12 protein-coding genes are annotated in these 18,326 nt (G+C 63.7%); 6 read left to right on the top strand and 6 right to left on the bottom strand.

Annotated elements, in window-relative coordinates; genetic code table 11:
• Positions 1-3: 3 nt before the first annotated feature.
• From SNE35_RS25885 to SNE35_RS25860, 6 genes are all read left to right on the top strand, one after another.
• The gene (locus tag SNE35_RS25885; RefSeq protein WP_320426168.1) at positions 4-1,017 is read left to right on the top strand and encodes a LacI family DNA-binding transcriptional regulator; all 1,014 of its coding nucleotides are present in this window, start codon (positions 4-6) and stop codon (positions 1,015-1,017) included.
• Positions 1,014-1,961: a ribokinase gene (gene rbsK / locus SNE35_RS25880; protein ID WP_320425928.1), complete on the top strand. Its 948-nt coding sequence runs from the start codon at positions 1,014-1,016 to the stop codon at positions 1,959-1,961. Before SNE35_RS25885 ends, rbsK begins: the two co-directional genes overlap by 4 nt.
• Entirely contained in the window at positions 1,958-2,353 is a 396-nt protein-coding gene (rbsD, locus tag SNE35_RS25875; protein WP_320425927.1) for a D-ribose pyranase, read from the top strand. The genes rbsK and rbsD overlap by 4 nt, the downstream gene beginning before the upstream one ends.
• A gap of 120 nt (positions 2,354-2,473) precedes the next feature.
• The gene (locus tag SNE35_RS25870) at positions 2,474-4,795 is read left to right on the top strand and encodes a hypothetical protein (protein ID WP_320425926.1); all 2,322 of its coding nucleotides are present in this window, start codon (positions 2,474-2,476) and stop codon (positions 4,793-4,795) included.
• Between the two features lie 282 nt (positions 4,796-5,077).
• A complete protein-coding gene (locus tag SNE35_RS25865; RefSeq protein WP_320425925.1) occupies positions 5,078-6,517 on the top strand; it encodes a tyrosine-type recombinase/integrase in 1,440 nt (479 codons plus the stop codon).
• Between the two features lie 166 nt (positions 6,518-6,683).
• Complete coding sequence (locus SNE35_RS25860; protein ID WP_320425924.1) at positions 6,684-9,056, top strand: AAA family ATPase; 2,373 nt, start codon at positions 6,684-6,686, stop codon at positions 9,054-9,056.
• Positions 9,057-9,254: 198 nt separating this feature from the next.
• On the opposite strand, the gene SNE35_RS25855 is transcribed toward SNE35_RS25860, so the two are convergent.
• The 6 genes from SNE35_RS25855 to SNE35_RS25830 are packed head-to-tail and all read right to left on the bottom strand — an operon-like array spanning position 9,255 to position 18,288.
• Positions 9,255-11,231: an ATP-binding protein gene (locus tag SNE35_RS25855; RefSeq protein ID WP_320425923.1), complete on the bottom strand. Its 1,977-nt coding sequence runs from the start codon at positions 11,229-11,231 to the stop codon at positions 9,255-9,257.
• Between the two features lie 32 nt (positions 11,232-11,263).
• On the bottom strand, positions 11,264-11,473 hold the full coding sequence (locus SNE35_RS25850) for a hypothetical protein (protein ID WP_320425922.1): 210 nt from the start codon (positions 11,471-11,473) through the stop codon (positions 11,264-11,266).
• Between the two features lie 16 nt (positions 11,474-11,489).
• Positions 11,490-12,362 (bottom strand): restriction endonuclease, encoded by an 873-nt coding sequence (locus SNE35_RS25845; protein WP_320425921.1) that lies wholly within the window; start codon positions 12,360-12,362, stop codon positions 11,490-11,492.
• A gap of 9 nt (positions 12,363-12,371) precedes the next feature.
• The gene (locus SNE35_RS25840; protein ID WP_320425920.1) at positions 12,372-13,586 is read right to left on the bottom strand and encodes a GIY-YIG nuclease family protein; all 1,215 of its coding nucleotides are present in this window, start codon (positions 13,584-13,586) and stop codon (positions 12,372-12,374) included.
• Between the two features lie 5 nt (positions 13,587-13,591).
• Positions 13,592-15,589, bottom strand: coding sequence for a DEAD/DEAH box helicase (locus tag SNE35_RS25835; protein WP_320425919.1), 1,998 nt, complete (start codon positions 15,587-15,589; stop codon positions 13,592-13,594).
• On the bottom strand, positions 15,586-18,288 hold the full coding sequence (locus tag SNE35_RS25830) for a class I SAM-dependent DNA methyltransferase (RefSeq protein WP_320425918.1): 2,703 nt from the start codon (positions 18,286-18,288) through the stop codon (positions 15,586-15,588). The genes SNE35_RS25835 and SNE35_RS25830 overlap by 4 nt, the downstream gene beginning before the upstream one ends.
• Between the last annotated feature and the right edge of the window lie 38 nt (positions 18,289-18,326).

The following is an 18,326-nucleotide window of genomic DNA, read 5'->3' as shown; positions in this document are numbered from 1 at the left end:
GCCATCGCCACGATCAAGGACGTCGCCCGCCACGCGGGCGTATCGGTCACCACCGTCTCGCACGTGGTGAACAAGACCCGCTTCGTCAGCGACGAGGGTCGCGAGCGCGTGGAGCAGGCCATCCGCGAGCTGGGCTACGTGCCGAGCGCGGTGGCCCGCAGCCTGCAGCGCAGCGCCACGAACACGCTGGGCATGCTGATCCCCAACAGCTCCAACCCCTACTTCGCCGAGATCGTGCGCGGTATCGAGGATCGCTGCTTCGGCGCCGGCTACAACCTGCTGCTGTGCAACACCGACGACGAGCCGCGCCGTCAGGGTGCCGTGCTGCAGGTGCTGGCCGAGCGGCGCATCGACGGGCTGATCGTGGTGTCCTCTGGCGAGGATCCGGCGCTGCCCGATCTGCTGAAGGGCCTGCGCGTACCCACGGTGATGGTGGACCGCGAGATCGACACCCTGCCCTGCGACCTGGTCGAGACGGCGCACATGCAGGGCGCCGTCGCCGCGGTCCAGCACCTGGCGGCGCTGGGCCACCGCCGCATCGCCTGCATCGGCGGGCCGGCCGGCGTGGCCACGGCCCAGCAGCGGACCGAAGGCTGGCGCATCGGCATGGCGGGCCTGGGCCTGTCGGCCAGCCCCGAGCTGCTGCACCCGGGCGACTTCACCAGCGAAGGCGGCTACGCGGCGATGCACGCGATTCTGCGCCAGTCGTCGCGGCCCAGCGCCGTCTTCGCGGCGAATGACCTGATGGCCATCGGCGCGCTGTGCGCCGCCTACGAGTGCGGCGTCGCCGTGCCGGACGAACTCTCGCTGGTCGGCTTCGACGACATCGAACCGGCCCGCTTCAGTTGCCCACCGCTGAGCACCGTGGCCCAGCCCAAGCTGCGCATCGCCAACCTCGCCGTGGACATGCTGCTGGAGCGCATCGAAGGCCGCCGGCAGGAGCCGCGCAAGGTGGTGCTGCAGCCGGAGCTGCGGGTGCGTGCCTCCAGCGCCCCGTACCGCGGAGACCGGCAATGACGACGAACACGCCGCCGACCCTCGTCGTGCTGGGCAGCCTGAACATGGACCTGCTGCTGCGCGTGCCGCGCGCGCCGGCCGGCGGAGAGACGCTGCTCGGCCATTCGCTGAGCCAGACGCCAGGCGGCAAGGGCGGCAACCAGGCCGTGGCCTGCGCGCGCCAGGGCGGCCATGTGCGCCTGCTGGCCCGCATCGGCCGCGATGCCGAGGGTCAGGCCTTGCGCGAGGCGCTGCAGCGCGACGGCATCGACCTGGCGGCGCTGCAGCAAGACCCGCAGCAGCCGACTGGCAAGGCGCTGGTGATGCTGGAGGACTCCGGCCAGAACCGCATCGTCGTGTTGCCCGGCGCCAATGCGGAGCTGGCGTTCGACGATGAGGCGCTGGCCGCGCCGCTGCAAGGCGCCGACTACCTCGTCACCCAGCTCGAATCGCCGCTGCCGCTGGTGCTGCAGGCGGTGGCCGCCGCACGCCGCGCGGGCTGCAAGGTCTTGCTCAACCCCTCGCCGATGCAGCCGCTGCCCGATGATCTGTGGCCGCAGCTGGACACCCTGGTGCTCAACGAAATCGAGGCCGCCGACTACGCCGGCATGCCGGTGACAACGCCCGAAGAAGCGCTGGCCGCCGGCCGCGCCCTGCTCGCGCGCGGCACGGGCCGCGTTCTCATCACCTTGGGCGCACGCGGCGTGGTGACGGTGGAACGCGAGGCCTGCGTTTTCCAGCCCGCACTGAAGGTGGCGGTGGTGGACACCACGGCCGCCGGCGACACCTTCACCGGCGCGTTGGTCGTCGCGCTTGCTCGGGGCCTCGGCACGCCCGAAGCCGCAGCACGCGGCGTACGCGCCGCGGCACTGTGCGTGACACGGCTGGGCGCCCAGGCATCGATCCCGACGACTGAAGAAGTGGAAGCCCTGCTGCCGGCCGCCCCGGCGGCCCTGAACCTATGAAACGAACACCGCTGCTCCACGCCGAACTCTCCCGCGTGATCGCCAGCATGGGCCACGGCGACCTGCTCGTGATCGGCGACGCCGGCCTGCCCATCCCCGACGGGCCGCTGCGCATCGACCTCGCCGTGTCGCGCGGCGTGCCGGGCTTCGCCGACGTGCTTCAGGCGGTGCTGAGCGAGCTGCAGGTCGAGCGTGCGTTGATTGCGACGGAGGCCTGTGTGCCCGATGCTGCCGCCCTGCCCGCCTGGTGCGGGTCGCTGCAGCCGCTGACGCCGGGCGTCGTGCCGCATGAGGAACTCAAGCGGCTGTGCAAAGGCGCGCGCGCGATGGTGCGGACCGGCGAGTGCACGCCGTACATGAACGTGCTGCTGTATGCGGGTGTGGCTTTCTAGCCAGCGAGCCGGATCGTCGATGCCGATGCCAACAGGCAGCATCCGGGCCATCGAGGGTTTCTATCTAGGCTAGGCCTACCCGCTCATGGAAAACTGGCGACCCACAAAACAGGGACAGCCATGAGCGACAAGCACCTCACCGAACTGGAATGGAAGCGCTTCGCCAAGGGGCGCGGTTTCAAGGACGGTGCCTTCGTCAAGGGCCTGGCCGATCTGGAGCGGGCCAAGGCGCCGGACGCACAGCTGAGCGCGCTGGCGGAGATCGAGAAGCAATCGGACCTGCTGCTCAAGGCCCACAAGGGCGACAAGGAGCTGGCCGACTATCTCGGCGAGGCCGGCAAGGCGATCGACAAGCAGCGCAAGCTGTCGGAGTTCGAGGCCAAGAAGACGGCCAAGGATGGCGAAGACGATGACGGCCCCGCCGCGCTCGGCGCCAAGATGCTGCCGCTGCTGCGCCAGGTCGCCAAGGGCCAGGACGGTGGCGCCCTGCCAGTGATGGTGGCCGCGGCCGGCAAGGAAGTGGCCGTGCTCGTCGCGCGCCGCACGATCGGCCCGGCGCAGAAGAAGCTGCTGGGCGAGGCGCTGGGCAACGCCGGCGGCATCAAGTACATGAGCGGCGAATGCGTCTGGGAGGCCAACGCACACACCTTCGTGCTCGAAGCCAAGGTGGCGAACCTCGCCAAGGGCATCAAGGCAGCGCTGCAAAAGCAGACCGACGTGCGCTTCAAGGTGCGCGTGCGCGGCAGCGATCCGCACGACGTGGACGACGATGGCGACGACCCGCAGATCGAAGGCGACGAAAGCGGCGAAGAAGAAGAGACGCAGGAATCGCCCGAGAAGGCGCAGTACCTGGAGCACCTGCGCGAACTGGCGCCGAGGCTGAACAGCGCGCTGCACGGAGAGACCGGCGACGTCGCCAAGCTCAAGGCTCTCTTCGGATTCGCGCAGGGCAAGGCCAAGGAAGGTCACTACGCCGCGGCGCTGCAGGGGCTGGACGCAGTGGCCAAGCTGCTCGCGGGTACTGGCACCGTGCCCCCGGCGCCCCCGCTGCCATCGACGACGACCGTCAAACCAGAATCCGGCACCGGCGAGCCCAGCAAGGAGAGCAAGCAGTTCACCGAACGGGTCAACGAGATGATGCCCCGCATCAAGGATGGCCTGGCCGCGGGAATGCCGGGCGCCGGGGGCGCCAAGCTCAAGCTCAGCGAAGCGGCAGTGTTCGCACGCAAGCACGACTGGCAGGCGGCCAACGCCCTGCTCGACGAACTCGACAAGGACCTGGCGTTCGACGGCACATTGATGCCGCGAACCCTGAGCCCCAAGGAACAAGAGCAGAAGGAATTGGCCAGAAAACAGGAACTGGCAGAGCGCTGGCGCAAGACTGTTCCGGACAGCAAGGCTCTGGAATCGATGGAGGAACAGGTATTCGGCAGCGGCAAGCCCAGGGTCGGGCTGCTGCATACGATGTTCGAGAAGCTGCGCGAGGAGAACAAGAGCCAGGACTTCGCGGCTGCGCTGCGCACCTTTGCCAGCATTCAGCAGGCCGTCGACGGCAGCCCCGAAGCTGCACGAGCGGAAGTCAGGCAGATGATGACGATGGATAGCCCGTCCTACAAGGAAAGGGTGGACGAATTCTTCCGTGGCCAGGAGCCGGAGTTCTTGGAAGACCTGCGCCGCCAGGCCGCCAGCGAAGGCTACGGTCTGACGTCCGACGGCATGGTGCGCTACGCCTTGCCCGTCAGCGTCGACGAGTGGAAGCAAGGTGCGCTGGTGCCACTGCGCAACATCGACAGGCTGGTGGGTGAAGCAGTATCCCGGTCGAGGCAGAACGGCAGGGACCCGCACGCCGTCCTCCCGCTGTTCGACGAAATCGCGGGCGAGCAGTTTCCGATGATCCAGTTGGCCGAGCGGCTACGGCAGTACGCGCTCGACGGCAGCTTCACCAATCGCAACCATGAAGAGGCGGCCCTGGCGATCCAACAGTTGGCCAGCGAGTTCTCGAGCGCGGTCCAGCCCTTCCTGCTCATGCACACGGTGGGCACCGATGTCGACGAGTTGCTGCGCAGCATCGAGGAACTCGCGCCGACGCTGAAGGACTACGCGACGACCGAGGACGGCGGCGGGACGACACCGCTGGAACAGCTGCAGCAGGCGATCAAGGACATCAGGGCCAGCAAGTTCGGGGCGGCCAGCGCCCTGCTGAAATCATTGCGACTCGAGATCGAGAGCTACCGGCCCGAAGGTGAACCGGGAGAACATCTGAACGAACAGATCGCCAGCGTGGGCGATTCACGCATACGCGATCAAGTGGCGGACAAGCTGTTCAAGACCTCGAACGAACTCGACATCCACGCCGCGAACCAGGGCCTGCCCTTGGACGGCGTGCTGAGCGCGTTCCAGAAGCTGGACAAGGCGGCGAAGGCCTTCGAGAGGATGCTGTGACGGCCAGCGCGTCGTGCGTTGCGTGTATGGGGTGGTCGGCCGTACAGGACTTGAACCTGTGACCAAAGGATTATGAGGCCTCCAGAGAGAGCCTCCCAAAAATTCCTTTGGGAGCTCAATCGGGCTGCAACCCGCATGAATGCTGGGTTTCTTGATCTGTTATTCACCGCCGTCGATTCAGTCGATACGGGATAAAAGGGGATCTTTCCCGACTCTGCCGGGGCCATGCGGGGGCCATGGCCCCCAGGCGCGCTAAGCTGCTCCGCATCGGACGGAGAACCCATGGCGACCATGAAGACCGAGCGCGCGGAAACCCGCGCCGAAAAGCTGACCAAGACATTCGTCGCGGCCTTGGCCTGCCCCGAGTCCGGCGACTTCACGGTCTACGACGCCGAGCAGCCGGGCCTCGCGCTGCGGCTCTCTCCCGGCAGCAAGACTTGGATTGTGCGCCGCAAGCTGCGAGGTCAGTCTTTCCGGCATGTCCTCGGCCGGTTCCCGGAAATGACGCTCGAACGCGCGCGCAAAGAGGCCAAGATCGCCATCGGCGCCTTCGAGCAGGGCAAGCACCCGACCTTGGAGCGGGAAGCCCGCAAGGCGGCGACCAACAAGGAATGGCTCGCCACCCGCTTCACCGTCGGCGAGATGTGGACGGAGTATCGGAAGCAGCCGCGCGACGCGAAGCCTTTCTCCGCGAACACGATGCGCGACTTCAAGCGGGTCGAGAACTGGATGAAGACCGATCCGCTGTGGTCGACGCCGATCGCAACGCTCAGCGAGGTCGAAGCCCTGGCCGCGTTCAAGCGGGCCGGAGCCGCCGCGGCCAAGAGCCCGCGGGCGAAGAACGGCGGGAAGACGACGGCCAACCTGATCTTCCGAAACCTGCGCTCCGCAACGCAATATGCGATCCGCCACAAGCGGCTCGCATCCGACTCGAACATCTTCTCCGCCGCGTTGGAGAACAACTGGCACAAGCCGCGCGCGCGCCAGCGCACGCTCGTCACCGACAAGGACTCGTTGCGTCGCTGGTGGAGCGCGCTCGAAAGCCAGCGCGCTAAGGGTCATGCGAATGCGAAGAACCGCGCCTCGGCGATCCTGGCGGATTACCAGGCTCTGGTTCTGCTTTGGGGCGGGCGACGGACCGAGACGCTGCAACTGCGTTGGGACGACATCGATTTCGAGGCCAAGACCGTCCGATTCGCCGCGGACATCACCAAGGCGCGCCGAGAACACAACTTCCCGCTCGCGCCGTTGGCCGAGTCGATCCTGCGGCGCCTGCAAAGGCTGCGCGACGCGTGGAGCCCAGGCAGCGACTGGGTGTTCGCCGCGACCAAGGCCGGCACCAAGACCAAGGAGAAGACGCACATCAAAGAGCCGGTCAACGCCATGCGAGAGGTCGCCGACGAGGCGGGCGTTCCGTTCTCGACCCACGATCTGCGGCGCACCTTCTCCAATCTGCTGTCGTCATCGGCGGGCGTGGGAGCCGAGCAGATCTTCGTCAAGCTCGCGATGAACCATAGCGTCGACGACAACGTCACGGCAAAGCACTACATGGACAAGGTCGAGCAGCTCCGGCCGCACTACGAGGCCTTGGAGAACGTGATTCTGGAGAAGGTAGGCGTGGCTGTCGCCAAGAAGATCATGGTCGACGCCGACGCCTATCAGCGCTTTTTGGACTTCGAGGCCAATAAGGCCAAACCGCGACGCCGGCCTGCGCAACGTTAGACAAACGGCAATCACCGGCGATACCGGAACGCCTCGACAGATCGGTGAGGTCGGCGCTCCCGTCCATAGCGCGCGATCGCCCCATTCGCGTTAACCCCATGCGCGCCACGTTGCATCGCGGAGATATTTGGAAAAGCGGCCGCAAAGATGGTCGGGAGGAACGGATGTGATCCATCAAATAGACATCGGCCAGTTCGGAAGCTTCGGCGGCTTCCAGTGGAAGGCCGTCATGAAGGACGGGCCAGGAAACGCTGTCCAAAACTTCAAGAAACTCAACATCATCTATGGCCGGAACTACTCCGGCAAGACGACGCTCTCGCGCGTGTTCCGAAGCCTGGAGACAGGCCAGATCCCTTGGAAGCACGAAGGAGCGAACTTCTCCGTGCGCGGCGAGCATGGGGAGCTGAGCCACCAGCAGATCGCTGGCCAGCCCTACGACATTCGGGTCTACAACAAAGATTTTGTCGCTGAGCATCTGAGCTTCCTAACCGATCAGCGCGATGGAGACGTTCGAACTTTCGCCATCGTCGGCGGCGAGAACAACGCGCTCGCCGAACGCATCGCGACGCTTCGCCAGAGTTTGGGCAGCGTGGACGAGAAGCGCGGCGCGAGATATGAGGCCTCCCAGGCGGCCGACAAGCACGCCAAGGCGACCAAACGCGCCAGCGATGCGAAGGACGCCCTGGACGAGGCGATGCGCCGGCAGGCCAATGATGTGATCAAGAAAGACCGCGCCTTTGGGCATGCCGGCTACAACATTGAGAGCATCAAAGCGGATATTGCCCAAGTCGTCGCAAAGAAGATTGGCGTCCTGACCGAAGCGGACCGAACGACGTTTGTCACGCTGCTCAAAGAGGAGGCGCTGCCCGAGGTTCGGGAAACCGCGGCCTTCCGCTCAAAGCTCCATAGTCTTTTCGAGGAGGCCAGTCCGCTCATCACGCGCCCGATAGAGCCGACCAAGCCGCTCAAAGACTTGCTGGAGGACGCCTCGCTGGAAGTATGGGTGCGCGAGGGCATCGGACATCATCAGGGCAAGCGGGACGGCTGCGCATTCTGTCGGCAGACACTGCCCAGCGACCTCTGGCAGACGCTTTCGGAACACTTCAATCAAGCCTCTGAGACCCTGGCGCATGAGATCGATTCCTGTCTCGCGAAGGTGCGCGAGGAGGAGAAGAGCATCAGCGTCATGCCGAGCATTGAGAGCGGCCAGCTCTACGCGTCCGAGAGGGCCGCATTCGACAAAGCCAAGGCGCTGCTCGCCAAGGCTGCGGAAACCTACCAGTCGGACGTCGCCAAACTAGCCAGCGCGTTGGCGAACCGTCGCGCTTCATTGTTCCGCATCGGCCGCCTCCCGCTGTTCGACTTCGATCCGGCATCCGCCGATGCCGCCGTCCAGGCTTTGAATGAGGCAGTGGCGGCGAGCAACCGTCGCTCGAGCACGCTCAACAAGGACAAGGAAGCAGCGCGAGTTTCCCTGCGACAGAGCAAAGTCGCAGAATTTCTAGCCACGCTTGATCTGCCTGCCAAGCAAGCGAACATCGAGTCGCTACGAGAGAAAAGCGGCGACGCCAAAACGGCCGCTGAAACCTCGCGCGAGGCTGAGCGCAAGATCGAGCAGGAGATCAAGCAGCTCGAAGCCCAACAGAAGGACGAGCGAAAAGGCGCAGAACGCGTAAACGCGCTCCTCAACCACTATTTCGGGCATGGCGGCGTCAGGCTCGAAGCGGTCGACGATGCCGGCGCCTCCGGCGTCAAATTTCAAATCATGCGGGGCGAACGGCCTGCCTTCAACCTGAGCGAAGGAGAAGGCAGCTTGATCGCCTTCTGCTACTTCATGGCCCGGCTCGACGCGCTGGGCACCGGGGGCAAAGAGCTGATCGTCTACATCGACGATCCGATCTCCAGCCTCGACAGCAACCACGTCTTCTTCGTCTACGGGCTGATCGAGCAACTTCTGTGCGCGCCGTTCAAGAAAAGCGATGGGACCGACGGCTACAAATACAAGCAGCTCTTCGTGTCGACGCACAACCTCGACTTTTTGAAATACCTCAAACGTCTCACTGGCTCAGATAAACAGCACTTCATCATCGAGCGTCACGGAGAGACGGCGAGCCGGCTCTCGCTGATGCCGGCCTACCTGAAAAAATACGTCACCGAGTTCAACTACCTCTTCCACCAGATCCACAAGTGCTCGCTGGCGGCGCCGCAAGGCGGCGATCACGATCACTTCTTCAGCTTCGGGAACAACCTGCGCAAGTTCTTGGAGGCCTACTTGTATTTCAAATATCCCCACGGCACGGGGCGCGATGCCATGGGCGATCGCGTGGCGAAATTCTTTGCCGGCGATGAGATGGCCGGAAAGATCGCCAGCCGCCTCGGCAACGAACTCTCCCACTTGGAGGAGAGCTTCGAGCGGGGGATGGCGCCCATCGACATCCCTGAAATCCAGAAGATCGCAGCCCACGTCATCGCCAAGATCCAGACGGCCGACCAAGCGCAATACGAAGCCCTCATGGCCAGCATTGGAGCGACGCCCTAAGCAGGGGAGCGTCAGCCCCGTTGGCCGCGCGGTCGCAAAAGAAACGTCCGCCCGGCTTTCGCAGCGGGCGGACGGGAAACCATCGCCGTCGACGGTCCCGCTCAGGGAGGAAAAGCGGGGAACTTGCGTTCGGAAGCGACTATATCGCCCCACCGACGCCGCTCCAAACCGGCCATCGAGGAACGCGCCGATTCGTCGTTAAGCTTTGGCCGATGACGTTAGGCCAAGATTGGTCTGAGAGGCTGTTTGCATGACCTTGGCGGACAAGTCCGCCCCCGACACATCTTCATATCGAGCCGGAATCCGCTCTTTCAGACGGAAGAGCCTCTGATGGGCCGAGCGCGTGAGCTGGCCATAGGTGACCGCCTGCACCCTGCCCCGCAAAACCTTGTCCTCCATCAGATCCTTCTCGCGCACGGTCTTCGGCGCGATCTCATGGCCGACAACGAACGCGCGGAACATCGGCGTGCCATCCAGCGCGCCGCTTTCGAGAAAGTCTTGGACGTAGCCGTCCGCCTGGTTCATCTCGTCGCGGCCGATGGCCGATCGGCCTTTCTTCAACTCGATGATCAAGACGTTTTGGATGCGAGTGAGCGTGGGGTCAACCGTATCGAACCCCTCTGTGCCGACGATCGAGCATGTTGCGTTGGCCAGCGTCACGATGTCGGGGCGCTGTTTAGCGTTGACGAAGGCCTCGTTGGAGAGGCGCTTCTGGAAGACCTTCTCCGCGGCGGTCTTCAAGCTCACGTTGGAGGCATATTCGCTGCTGTCGAACTCGGGGCCGAAAAGCCAACGGGCCTGCGTCACCAGCGGGTGCAGGGTGTGCAGCTCGTCAGCCGATTCGTCGCCGCTGAGCTTCTCGATGGCGATGATCACCGCCAGGCGCTGGTCGATCTCGTCGAGCACCGACAGCGCGTCGCGCACGGTCCACTGGCTCAGCAGCCGGTCGAGCCCCTCGATGTCCGACTCGTCGAGCTTTGTGAGCTTTTCAAGCAGCGCCGCGCCGCCTCGGGCCTTCTCCAAGTTGATGACCGCTTGCACGGCGGCCGAGAGAACTTCTTGCGAGACGGTCGGCGTGGCTTTCACGAGCTCGCGGGCGAAGTTGGCGACATCGGCTCGGCCCAAGGGGGCCAGCTCCTTGAAGTCCTCGCGGTTCTTGATGAGAGCCTCTTCCGAGTTCTCCTCGACCATGGTCGCCGAGAGCTGCGCGAAGACCTTCTTTGCGTAGTCGCGCGCGGCCTCGAAGAGCGCATCCACCTTCTTGCTGCTCTTGAAGCGGACCCAGTCCTGCTCGACCTCCGGCAGCCAGCCGTCGGCGGCCTTGATGACGATCGAAAAGCGCTTGGCGAAGCGCGCGCGGCCATCGATCACTGCTTCGGCTCCGACCACCCAGCTCGGGACCCCCACCAAACGCCCATTCACCCAAAAGGCGATGCCCTGGTAGAGCGTGTATTTGGCCGTGCGCGTCGTGTCGACGACGAAGGCCTCGGCCGGCGGGCACCCTTCGATATGCAGGTCTTGCTTCTCAATCAGGCCCGTCAGGTTGGCCAAGGCGACCGACTCCCCGTTGACCCGGACGACGAACTGAGGATCGTGGACGAATCGTCCCGCCAGGATTGCGCGGATGGCGTCGGCATCAGGCAAGTGCCGCTGCACGATGACGGAGACCTTGGTTCCATGGCCCGCCCTGATGAAGGAGCCCTCCTTCTCGATCTTGAAAGGGTTCTCCTCGCTGTTGGTGCCGATGTCGAAGCTCGCGCCCTTTCCGTCGCGCCAGGTCTCCACCGAATACTGGTCGGCGAAGCAGAGCAGACCGTGTCTGCCCACCCCGTTGCGGCCGTATGCCTTGCGACGCCATCCCGCGCGCTCCGGCGGGAACTCCACCATCGCGCTTTGATGCTTGATTCGGTCGTAACCGAGCTTCATCCACCGGCCCTTGAACTGCGCGGCGCTCATGCCGTGGCCGTCATCCTCGACCGTGAGAACCAGCTCGCTGGTCGGCGGGATCGTCAGGTCCACGAGCGATGCGCCGGCATCCCATGCGTTGGCGACGAGCTCCGTGAGCGCGACCTCGGGGTCTTGGGCGATGCGCCCAAGCGTGCGGACGAGGTAGTTCTCCTCGAACAGCGATCCAGTCGAATCATCAGCCTTCGGCTTTGTCTTTGGCTTGGCCATCGTCTCCCCTTTGCGTCTTACCGCTCAGCCTGTCACTGACCGTCGTCCTCGTCCGCGTTGCGACTTTCAACCTCTGCTTCGGCGTCTTCCAAATACGCAGCGTATTGCTGGGGCAGAGAAACCATCACGTCGGGCTCGACGAACTCGAAGAGCTCCCGGGTGCTCTTGTCGGAGCCTTGCTGCAAGTAGATGCAGTGGTTGCCCTCATCGTCTCGTGCCTTGATAACGCGCCAGTTGCTCATGCTTCCTCCTTAAAGCTTAGTGTCCAAAGATGTCGCGCACCCGCTCGAACGGCAGGCCCGTCTCCGCGGCTCGGCGCGCCTTGCGGCCGATCACCTGGTCGAGCGGCAGCTCGCGATCGAGCGTCTCGAACAAGTCGAGTCCGTCCATGCAGATGACGCGTTTGGCCTTGCCGAATGCGACCAGGCCGTCAGGCGTGAAACCACTGTTGCTGATGAAGAGCCCGCGGGCCCACGCCGCCTTCTGCTCGACTTTGCCGTGGAATGCATGCAGATCGGCCGCAGGCGTCTGGGCAGCGTGCCATTTGGCCTCGACGAGGTAGGTTTCACCCTGCAGCTGGAAGCTTCCGTCGATCTGCTCGCCGCGCAGGCGGAATGGCTCGCGCGCCGCGAGGCCAAACGTGTTGAAGGCGTTGGTGAGCCAAGCCTCGAAAGCGTAGCCACGCGGCTGCGGCTCCAAGGCCGACAGCTCGATGAGCTTCTGCTTCAACGCGAGGATCTTCGGTCGATCGAACGCGGGCTTGGGCGGCTCAGCTTGCGGGGCCGGCTGGTCGGGCTCGCCCTGCATGCGATTGAGCAGCGAGAGGAAGCGCCCTTCGGCGTTGTTGACCCATTCCGCCCTGCCCCGATCCTTGCGGGTCATCTCGCGGTAGTCCCACAAGGCCTTGAGCGTTTTGACCGAGGTGGCCAGGTCCACCTTGTTCAGGTAGCAGCGCAGGCGTTTAGCCTTCGATGTGCCCTGCTCCCGATACGTCGGATCGTCGATGTCGACATTAAGCTCCTCGGCGAAGAAGGACGCCATGGTCCGGTCCGAGAAGTCGAGGACATAGCCGCCACCCATGTCGAACAGGTCGTCCACGAGCTTCATATCAAGGGATCGGATGTTCGGCATCGCGGCGTCCTATGATTTTTTCGCTGCCTCGACAATGGCGCAGGAGCGGTGGTCGTAGCGGTAACGCAGGATCGAGCCGTCCACCATCAGCGGGATCGCCTGTTCAATGACCGGCAGCGGCAGCAAAAACCATTCGCGTGGTTTGATGGTCTTGCCGAATCGGTCCTTGATCTCGATGTCCAGTCGAGCTTCACCGAAGAAGTGATGGACCAGGCGCTCGAAGGCGTTCGCGTTCAAGTTGATCGCCTGATAGGACATCACTGGCTTGACCGGCGCCATCAGGAAGGTTGGGTCGTCCTCGACGCCTTTGAGCCGCGACTCCAGCGCTCCGGTGGTGAACCCGATCTTGAATAGGTTGCCATCCAAGCGAGCGATGTCCGGCGACTTCGAAAGGCTCTTGACCACATAGATCAGGCCAGTGACGCGGTCCTGCGCCTGCGGCGACTGGATCTCCACCGTGGGCTGAAAACCGAAAAGCGGCCCAGCATTGGGATCTGAAATGCGCCGTCCATTCGGATCCTTGTAGAGGACCGCGGACATCGAACGAAGCAGGTTCTGGCTCTCCGTTCCGTTGTCGAAGATCAGCCGAAGCCTCGCGTTCCGCTTGCCATTGCGAATGTGCGGGTCGCGCACTTCCGCGACGTAGACCATCACGCCATTGAGGATGAAGAAGCCGCCGGCTTCGATCTCCTGCTCGTTGGCGAATCGCATGGTGCGGCGAACGCCAGAGGCCAGTTCAGCGGCCACCTTGTCGAACAACGGCTTGAACTTCTCGAAGTCGCGACACGGTTCGCGTTCAGCAACCATGTCCGGACGCGCAAGCGCGCCGCGCGCATGGCGCAGGTCGAAGATGCCTTCGTTAGGATCGTCCAGCAGCGGATCCCCCTCGGCGAAGATCTCATCGAGGCTGGTTGGATCAGGCTTCGGCGCCGTCGTCAGGAGCCCATGTCGATCCATGCTGGCGAGCTCCGCCACCAACTCAGGGTTTTCAGCGTAGGCGCGCAGTCGGGCCTGATACGAGCGCTCCATGACGCCGAGCTTGTGCCCGGCCGGCCCGTGTCCCGGCGCAAAGCCGTTGCGATCGACAAAGACATTGATCTCCTCGAATTGGCCGCGAGCTCTGGCGAAGGCGTCGGCGGATTTGACCTGTTTCGGCTTGACGTTGAGCAGCTCCGACCCCGCCTCCTCGGCCAGCAACTCGTCGAGCGTCTTCTTGGTCGCCATGGTCGTCACTCTCCAGCTGCGGCCATGCGCTTGCGCTTGGCCTCGCGGATCCATGCCAAGGCTTCGGCCATGCGGCGCTCCAGCGGATTGGCAGAGGTGAGGCTTGGCTCGTGCCCACGCTCGCTAGTGAAGGCCTTGATGCGCGGGAAAAGCGCCACGGCCTCCTCCTCGGACATTGCGATCTTCGTGGTGGCGATCGCCCCGTGGATGGTGCGCAGCACATCGGCGGTGACGGCCTTGGAGAGGATCTCGTAGGCCCGCTGAAACGGGTTGATGCTGTCGATCAGATCGATGCTCAGTTCGTCGATGTTGATCAGCTTCTCCGCCATCTTCACGAACTTCGAGCCGCCCTTGGCGTCCGGATCCAGGTCGCCCGGATTCAGCTCGACCTCCGGGCTCTTGAACACCCCATTGGCCACGACGGCTTGGCGAACCTCTTCGACTTCCTCATCGCTGAGATCCGGATACTTGGTCTGGATGACTCGCGGGATGTAGACCTGGTTGATGACCTCGGGGGCGTATTCGTCGGGGCTAAGCGACGCGCGAAGCACCGAATCATCCTGGAAGATCGCCGCGGTCAGGTCAGCGAGGTCCGTCTCGATGATCTGGCGGCTGCGCTCGGTCGAAGGCTCTTTGAATCCGAGGATGGCGACGGAGGCCGAGCCATCCTTGTCGAAGATGATGTTCGTCTCGCGACGCGACCCGTCGATCTCGTCGCTGTCGTCCTTGGCCCTGAACTTGAAGTTCGGCGCCAAAACCTGCTCCATCAGCAGCGAACAGGCGATGGCTTTGAGCATGTTGTTGACCGCGTCGGCCACGCGCTCCTCGGCGGCGTCAGGCTCGGCGATCAAGTTCGTGAACTGGGCGTGAGACTTGCCCGGAGCGTCGCGCGTGGCGCGCCCGATGATCTGGATGATCTCGGTCAGCGAGCCGCGGTAGCCCACGGTCAATGCGTGCTCGCACCAGATCCAATCGAAGCCCTCTTTGGCCATGCCCAAGGCGATGATGATGTCCACATCATCTCGACCCTTGATCTCGCGCAGCGAGGCCATCACGCGTTCGCGATCCGCGCTGTCGTCGACGAGATCGGCGACGACAAGCTGCGTCCCGTCGGCGCGCTCGATCCGATAGAAGCCCGTCGCGGCATCGCGGCCGAGGACGCGACCGAGGTGATCGAGGATGCGATCGACCTCGCCATACTTGCCCTCGCTGGTGGCTTCGGCGGAGCGGACGCTGGGGATGTGGATGATCGTCTTCTTCGTCGGATCAAGCACTTCGTTGATCGCGTCGATATAGCGTCCGCGATAGAAGTGGTAGCCGATGCCCAGAGTCTTCAAATCCTTGTAGCCGTTGAGCTGCTCGTAGTAGGTGTAGGTCACGCGATTGAAGCGGGCCTCGTCCTCGGGGCGCAGAACTGGCGTGGCATCGCCACGGAAGTAGCTGCCGGTCATGGCGACGATGTGCGCCTTGTCGCGCTCGACGAGAGATCGCACCAGCTCGCCCAAGCGGCTGTCCTCGTCGGCCGAAGCATGATGGAACTCGTCGATTGCGAGCAGGCAGTTGTCGAACGCCTGCGCTCCGAGATGCTCGAACGCGAAACGCAATGTCGCGTGTGTGCAGACCAGGGTCTTGGCCTGGCTGTCCATGAACTCGGCGAAGGCCTTGGTCTTCTGCGCGCCGCCAGCGGAGGTCAGATTCCATTGCGGTTCGACGACCCAGTCCGCGAAGAAGCCGTCTTGGGACAACGGCGTCGAACGGAAGGACGAACCGATGGAGCGCTCCGGCACCGCGACGATCGCCTTGCGGATGCCCTGGTTGGCGAGCTTATCGAGCGCGATAAACATCAGGGCTCGCGACTTGCCGGACGCTGGCGGCGCCTTGACCAGCAGATATTGCGACCCGCGCTCATCGAACGCGCGCGCCTGCATCGCGCGCATGCCCACCCCGTTGACGGACTGGCTCGCCCCAGATTGGGCGTATGTGAGTTTGACGAAATCGGTCATCGTGTTCCCTTTGCTGGTCGGGCCTTTGCGACAGGCCGGCTTTTTCTCTTCATCGAGACGTATTGCTTGAACAGGTATTCCAGCCTCTCCGTGTCATTGCGGAACGAGCGGCCTATGCAGATGCGCTCCAACGTGGCATCGAGCTCGCGATGCGCCAACAGGAGATCCGCCGGCATGTCCTCGGGGTCGTAGAGCTCACCGATCGTTTTGTCCGGATAGTTCTCACGAGCGGCAATGATTGCCCAGGCGTGATCCTCCAGCTCCTGCTTCTGCTCGTCGGACAGCGTCGGGATGGGAAACGTGTGGTATCCCATGGTGTTGGAGTAGCGGATCCGAGTCTCCAACCCGCCGCACACGGTGGAGACCCACACCGCGTGCAGCCTCGTCGACAGCAGCGCCATGACGTAGGCGTCCGCCCGATAGATGGCGTAGCACGCGTTGCTGATCACCGACGTCTCGCCGTCGGCGAAGCCGATGGTGAAGTAGTCCCGATCCTCCGAGAAGTGGATCGGGACCAGCACGGCATCGGACCCGTAGTCCTGGATCTGGCGAAAACGGTGAGGCCAGGCCGCATGCTCGCGCGTGCTCTCGGCGTCGCTTGCCAGTCGAAACGTGGCGACGGCGTCGATGCGAGCTTTGATCGGCGGGATCGCCTCGGCCGCCTCACGCTGCTCGTCGAGGATCCAAAGGCAGTAGCGTTCGACGCCCTTGATGAACTCCTGGGTGCCGTAATACCGCCGCACGAAGACGGCAGCTTGCGGATAATCCGCAAGCAGGTGGCTCTTTTCTTCCGGAGAAAGGATCAGGTTGCCGTCGTCCGTAGGCTTGTTTCCCCAATCCATCTTCGGCAAGCCGTTGATGGGTTTGGCTTCCTTTCCGACGATGGTGTCGTCCATCTCGATCAGATACGGGCTGATGTTGCGCACCACTCGCGCAAGCTCAGCCGAATAAAGCACCTTCTTGGCTGCGCCGCGCAGGCGAATGCCCACGATCACGCAAGTCACCCCGGCCACATGCGAGGCGTTGTTGCGCCACTTGAAAGCCTGGTGGGCGAAGCCGATCTCCATGCCCGCTCGATAAACGAGAGGCCAAAGCATCGCAACCTGCTCACCCTGGCAAATCGAATTGGTGGCGACGAACGCGCACTGCGCAGGGACGGTCTGGGCGTAGGCCGCCGCTTTGACATACCAGGCGGCGACATAGTCCAGGTTCTTGTAGGTCTTCGTCAGCGACGCGAAGACCCTGTCCATGTCCGCCTTCTGATCCTCGTCCTGGTTGGAGCTGCCCAGGTAAGGAGGATTGCCAACGACGTAGGTTTCCACGCCCTCGCGGAACGGGCAAACGTCCAGCCAATTGGTCCGCAGGGCGTTGTCATGGACGATGTTGCCGCTGTCGCGCAGCGGCAGGGCTGGCGGCGCGACGCCGAACTGCTCCTTGACCTGCTCGTTCATCTGGTATTCGGCGATCCAGAGCGAGAGCTTGGCGGTTTCGGCCGCGAAGTCCGCAAGCTCAATGCCAAAGAACTGATTCAGATGAATCCCGGTCATCGGGATGGCGGAGCTTCGGAGCTCGCGCAGCCGGGTGAAGATGCGGGCCTCAAGCTTCCGAAGCTCTCGGTAGGCAATGATCAAAAAATTGCCGGAGCCGCAGGCGGGGTCGAACACGCGGATGCGAGTGAGCCGAACAAGCAGACGGGTGAGCTTGGCTTCGCTGTCTCGCGAGGCGTCGAAATCCTCTTCCAGCGACAGCAGGAAAAGCGGCTGCAGCGCCTTCATGATGTTGGGCACCGAGGTGTAGTGCATGCCCATGTCGCCGCGCATCCCCGGCTCGACGATGGCCTGGATCATCGACCCGAAGATGTCCGGGTTGATCGCCGCCCATTTCAGCTCGCCGCAGCTCTTGAGCAGCCGACGCGCGCGCCGCGAAAAGGCCGGGATCGGAGCATCCTCGCGAAACAATCCGCCGTTGACGTAGGGGAACCGCTTGGCGAAGTCAGGGAGATCATCGCCTCGCTGGTCCCGGTCCAAGGACAACGCGCGGAAGATCAGCGACAGCGTGGCGGCAAAGTCCGACCCGTCCTCCCGCGAGAAATTCATCGCCGCCTGCGTGAACTGGCGCGGGTCGAAGATCGACGTGCCTTCCGCAAAGAAGCAGAAGAGCAGCCGCGTCATGAACAGGTTCAGGCTGTGGGCTCGGGCCGGGTCGCGCCAATCGGGATTGGATTCGAGGATCGCGTCATACAGCTTGGCCAGTCGCCCCGTGGCCTTGATGTCGGCCTCGCTCTCCGCGATGCCTTCATACCGCTCGATGCCGGCCAACGGCAGGAAAAAGTCGAACGAGTCATTGAGCGCGCCGTGCTCGATGTCGAGCAGCGCGCCGGTCTTGGCATCCCGCGCGAGCAGTTCGCTTCCATCGGTGGCCATCAGGAAGCGAGGCGCATCCTTCTTGCCGTCGAACTGCGCGGCCATAGCCTCGATGGTTACCCCAGCTTGCCCCGGCTCAGCCGACCGGAAGAAGAGCTTCTTCTTCAAGTGGACTTCGATCTGCCCCAACAGGTTCACCGGGCTGGCTTGCCTGAGTTTGGTGACCGTGGCCTTGGGAGCGTCATAGGCCGTCAAGAAGGAAAACGGGAACTCCGCCGGGTCGAACGCCTCTTCGACCAGCTCGCGAAGCGAGTGTTCAATCTCGGTGATGTTCATGCGCTTCTGCTTCGGAGATACGCTCCCCGAAACCCCTC

Origin of the sequence: Roseateles agri (assembly GCF_034043675.1) — a bacterium.
Taxonomy (GTDB): domain Bacteria; phylum Pseudomonadota; class Gammaproteobacteria; order Burkholderiales; family Burkholderiaceae_C; genus KK5.
Note: the sequence above shows the minus strand (reverse complement) of the source record. Positions and strands in the feature narration are given on the sequence as shown.

What these genes read in the sequence shown, in the direction of transcription:
- rbsK (WP_320425928.1), top strand. Translation starts at nt 1,014, where the DNA reads ATGACGACGAACACGCCGCCGACCCTCGTCGTGCTGGGCAGCCTGAAC.
- rbsD (WP_320425927.1), top strand. Translation starts at nt 1,958, where the DNA reads ATGAAACGAACACCGCTGCTCCACGCCGAACTCTCCCGCGTGATCGCC.
- SNE35_RS25870 (WP_320425926.1), top strand. Translation starts at nt 2,474, where the DNA reads ATGAGCGACAAGCACCTCACCGAACTGGAATGGAAGCGCTTCGCCAAG.
- SNE35_RS25865 (WP_320425925.1), top strand. Translation starts at nt 5,078, where the DNA reads ATGGCGACCATGAAGACCGAGCGCGCGGAAACCCGCGCCGAAAAGCTG.
- SNE35_RS25855 (WP_320425923.1), bottom strand. Translation starts at nt 11,231, where the DNA reads ATGGCCAAGCCAAAGACAAAGCCGAAGGCTGATGATTCGACTGGATCG.
- SNE35_RS25850 (WP_320425922.1), bottom strand. Translation starts at nt 11,473, where the DNA reads ATGAGCAACTGGCGCGTTATCAAGGCACGAGACGATGAGGGCAACCAC.
- SNE35_RS25845 (WP_320425921.1), bottom strand. Translation starts at nt 12,362, where the DNA reads ATGCCGAACATCCGATCCCTTGATATGAAGCTCGTGGACGACCTGTTC.
- SNE35_RS25840 (WP_320425920.1), bottom strand. Translation starts at nt 13,586, where the DNA reads ATGGCGACCAAGAAGACGCTCGACGAGTTGCTGGCCGAGGAGGCGGGG.
- SNE35_RS25835 (WP_320425919.1), bottom strand. Translation starts at nt 15,589, where the DNA reads ATGACCGATTTCGTCAAACTCACATACGCCCAATCTGGGGCGAGCCAG.
- SNE35_RS25830 (WP_320425918.1), bottom strand. Translation starts at nt 18,288, where the DNA reads ATGAACATCACCGAGATTGAACACTCGCTTCGCGAGCTGGTCGAAGAG.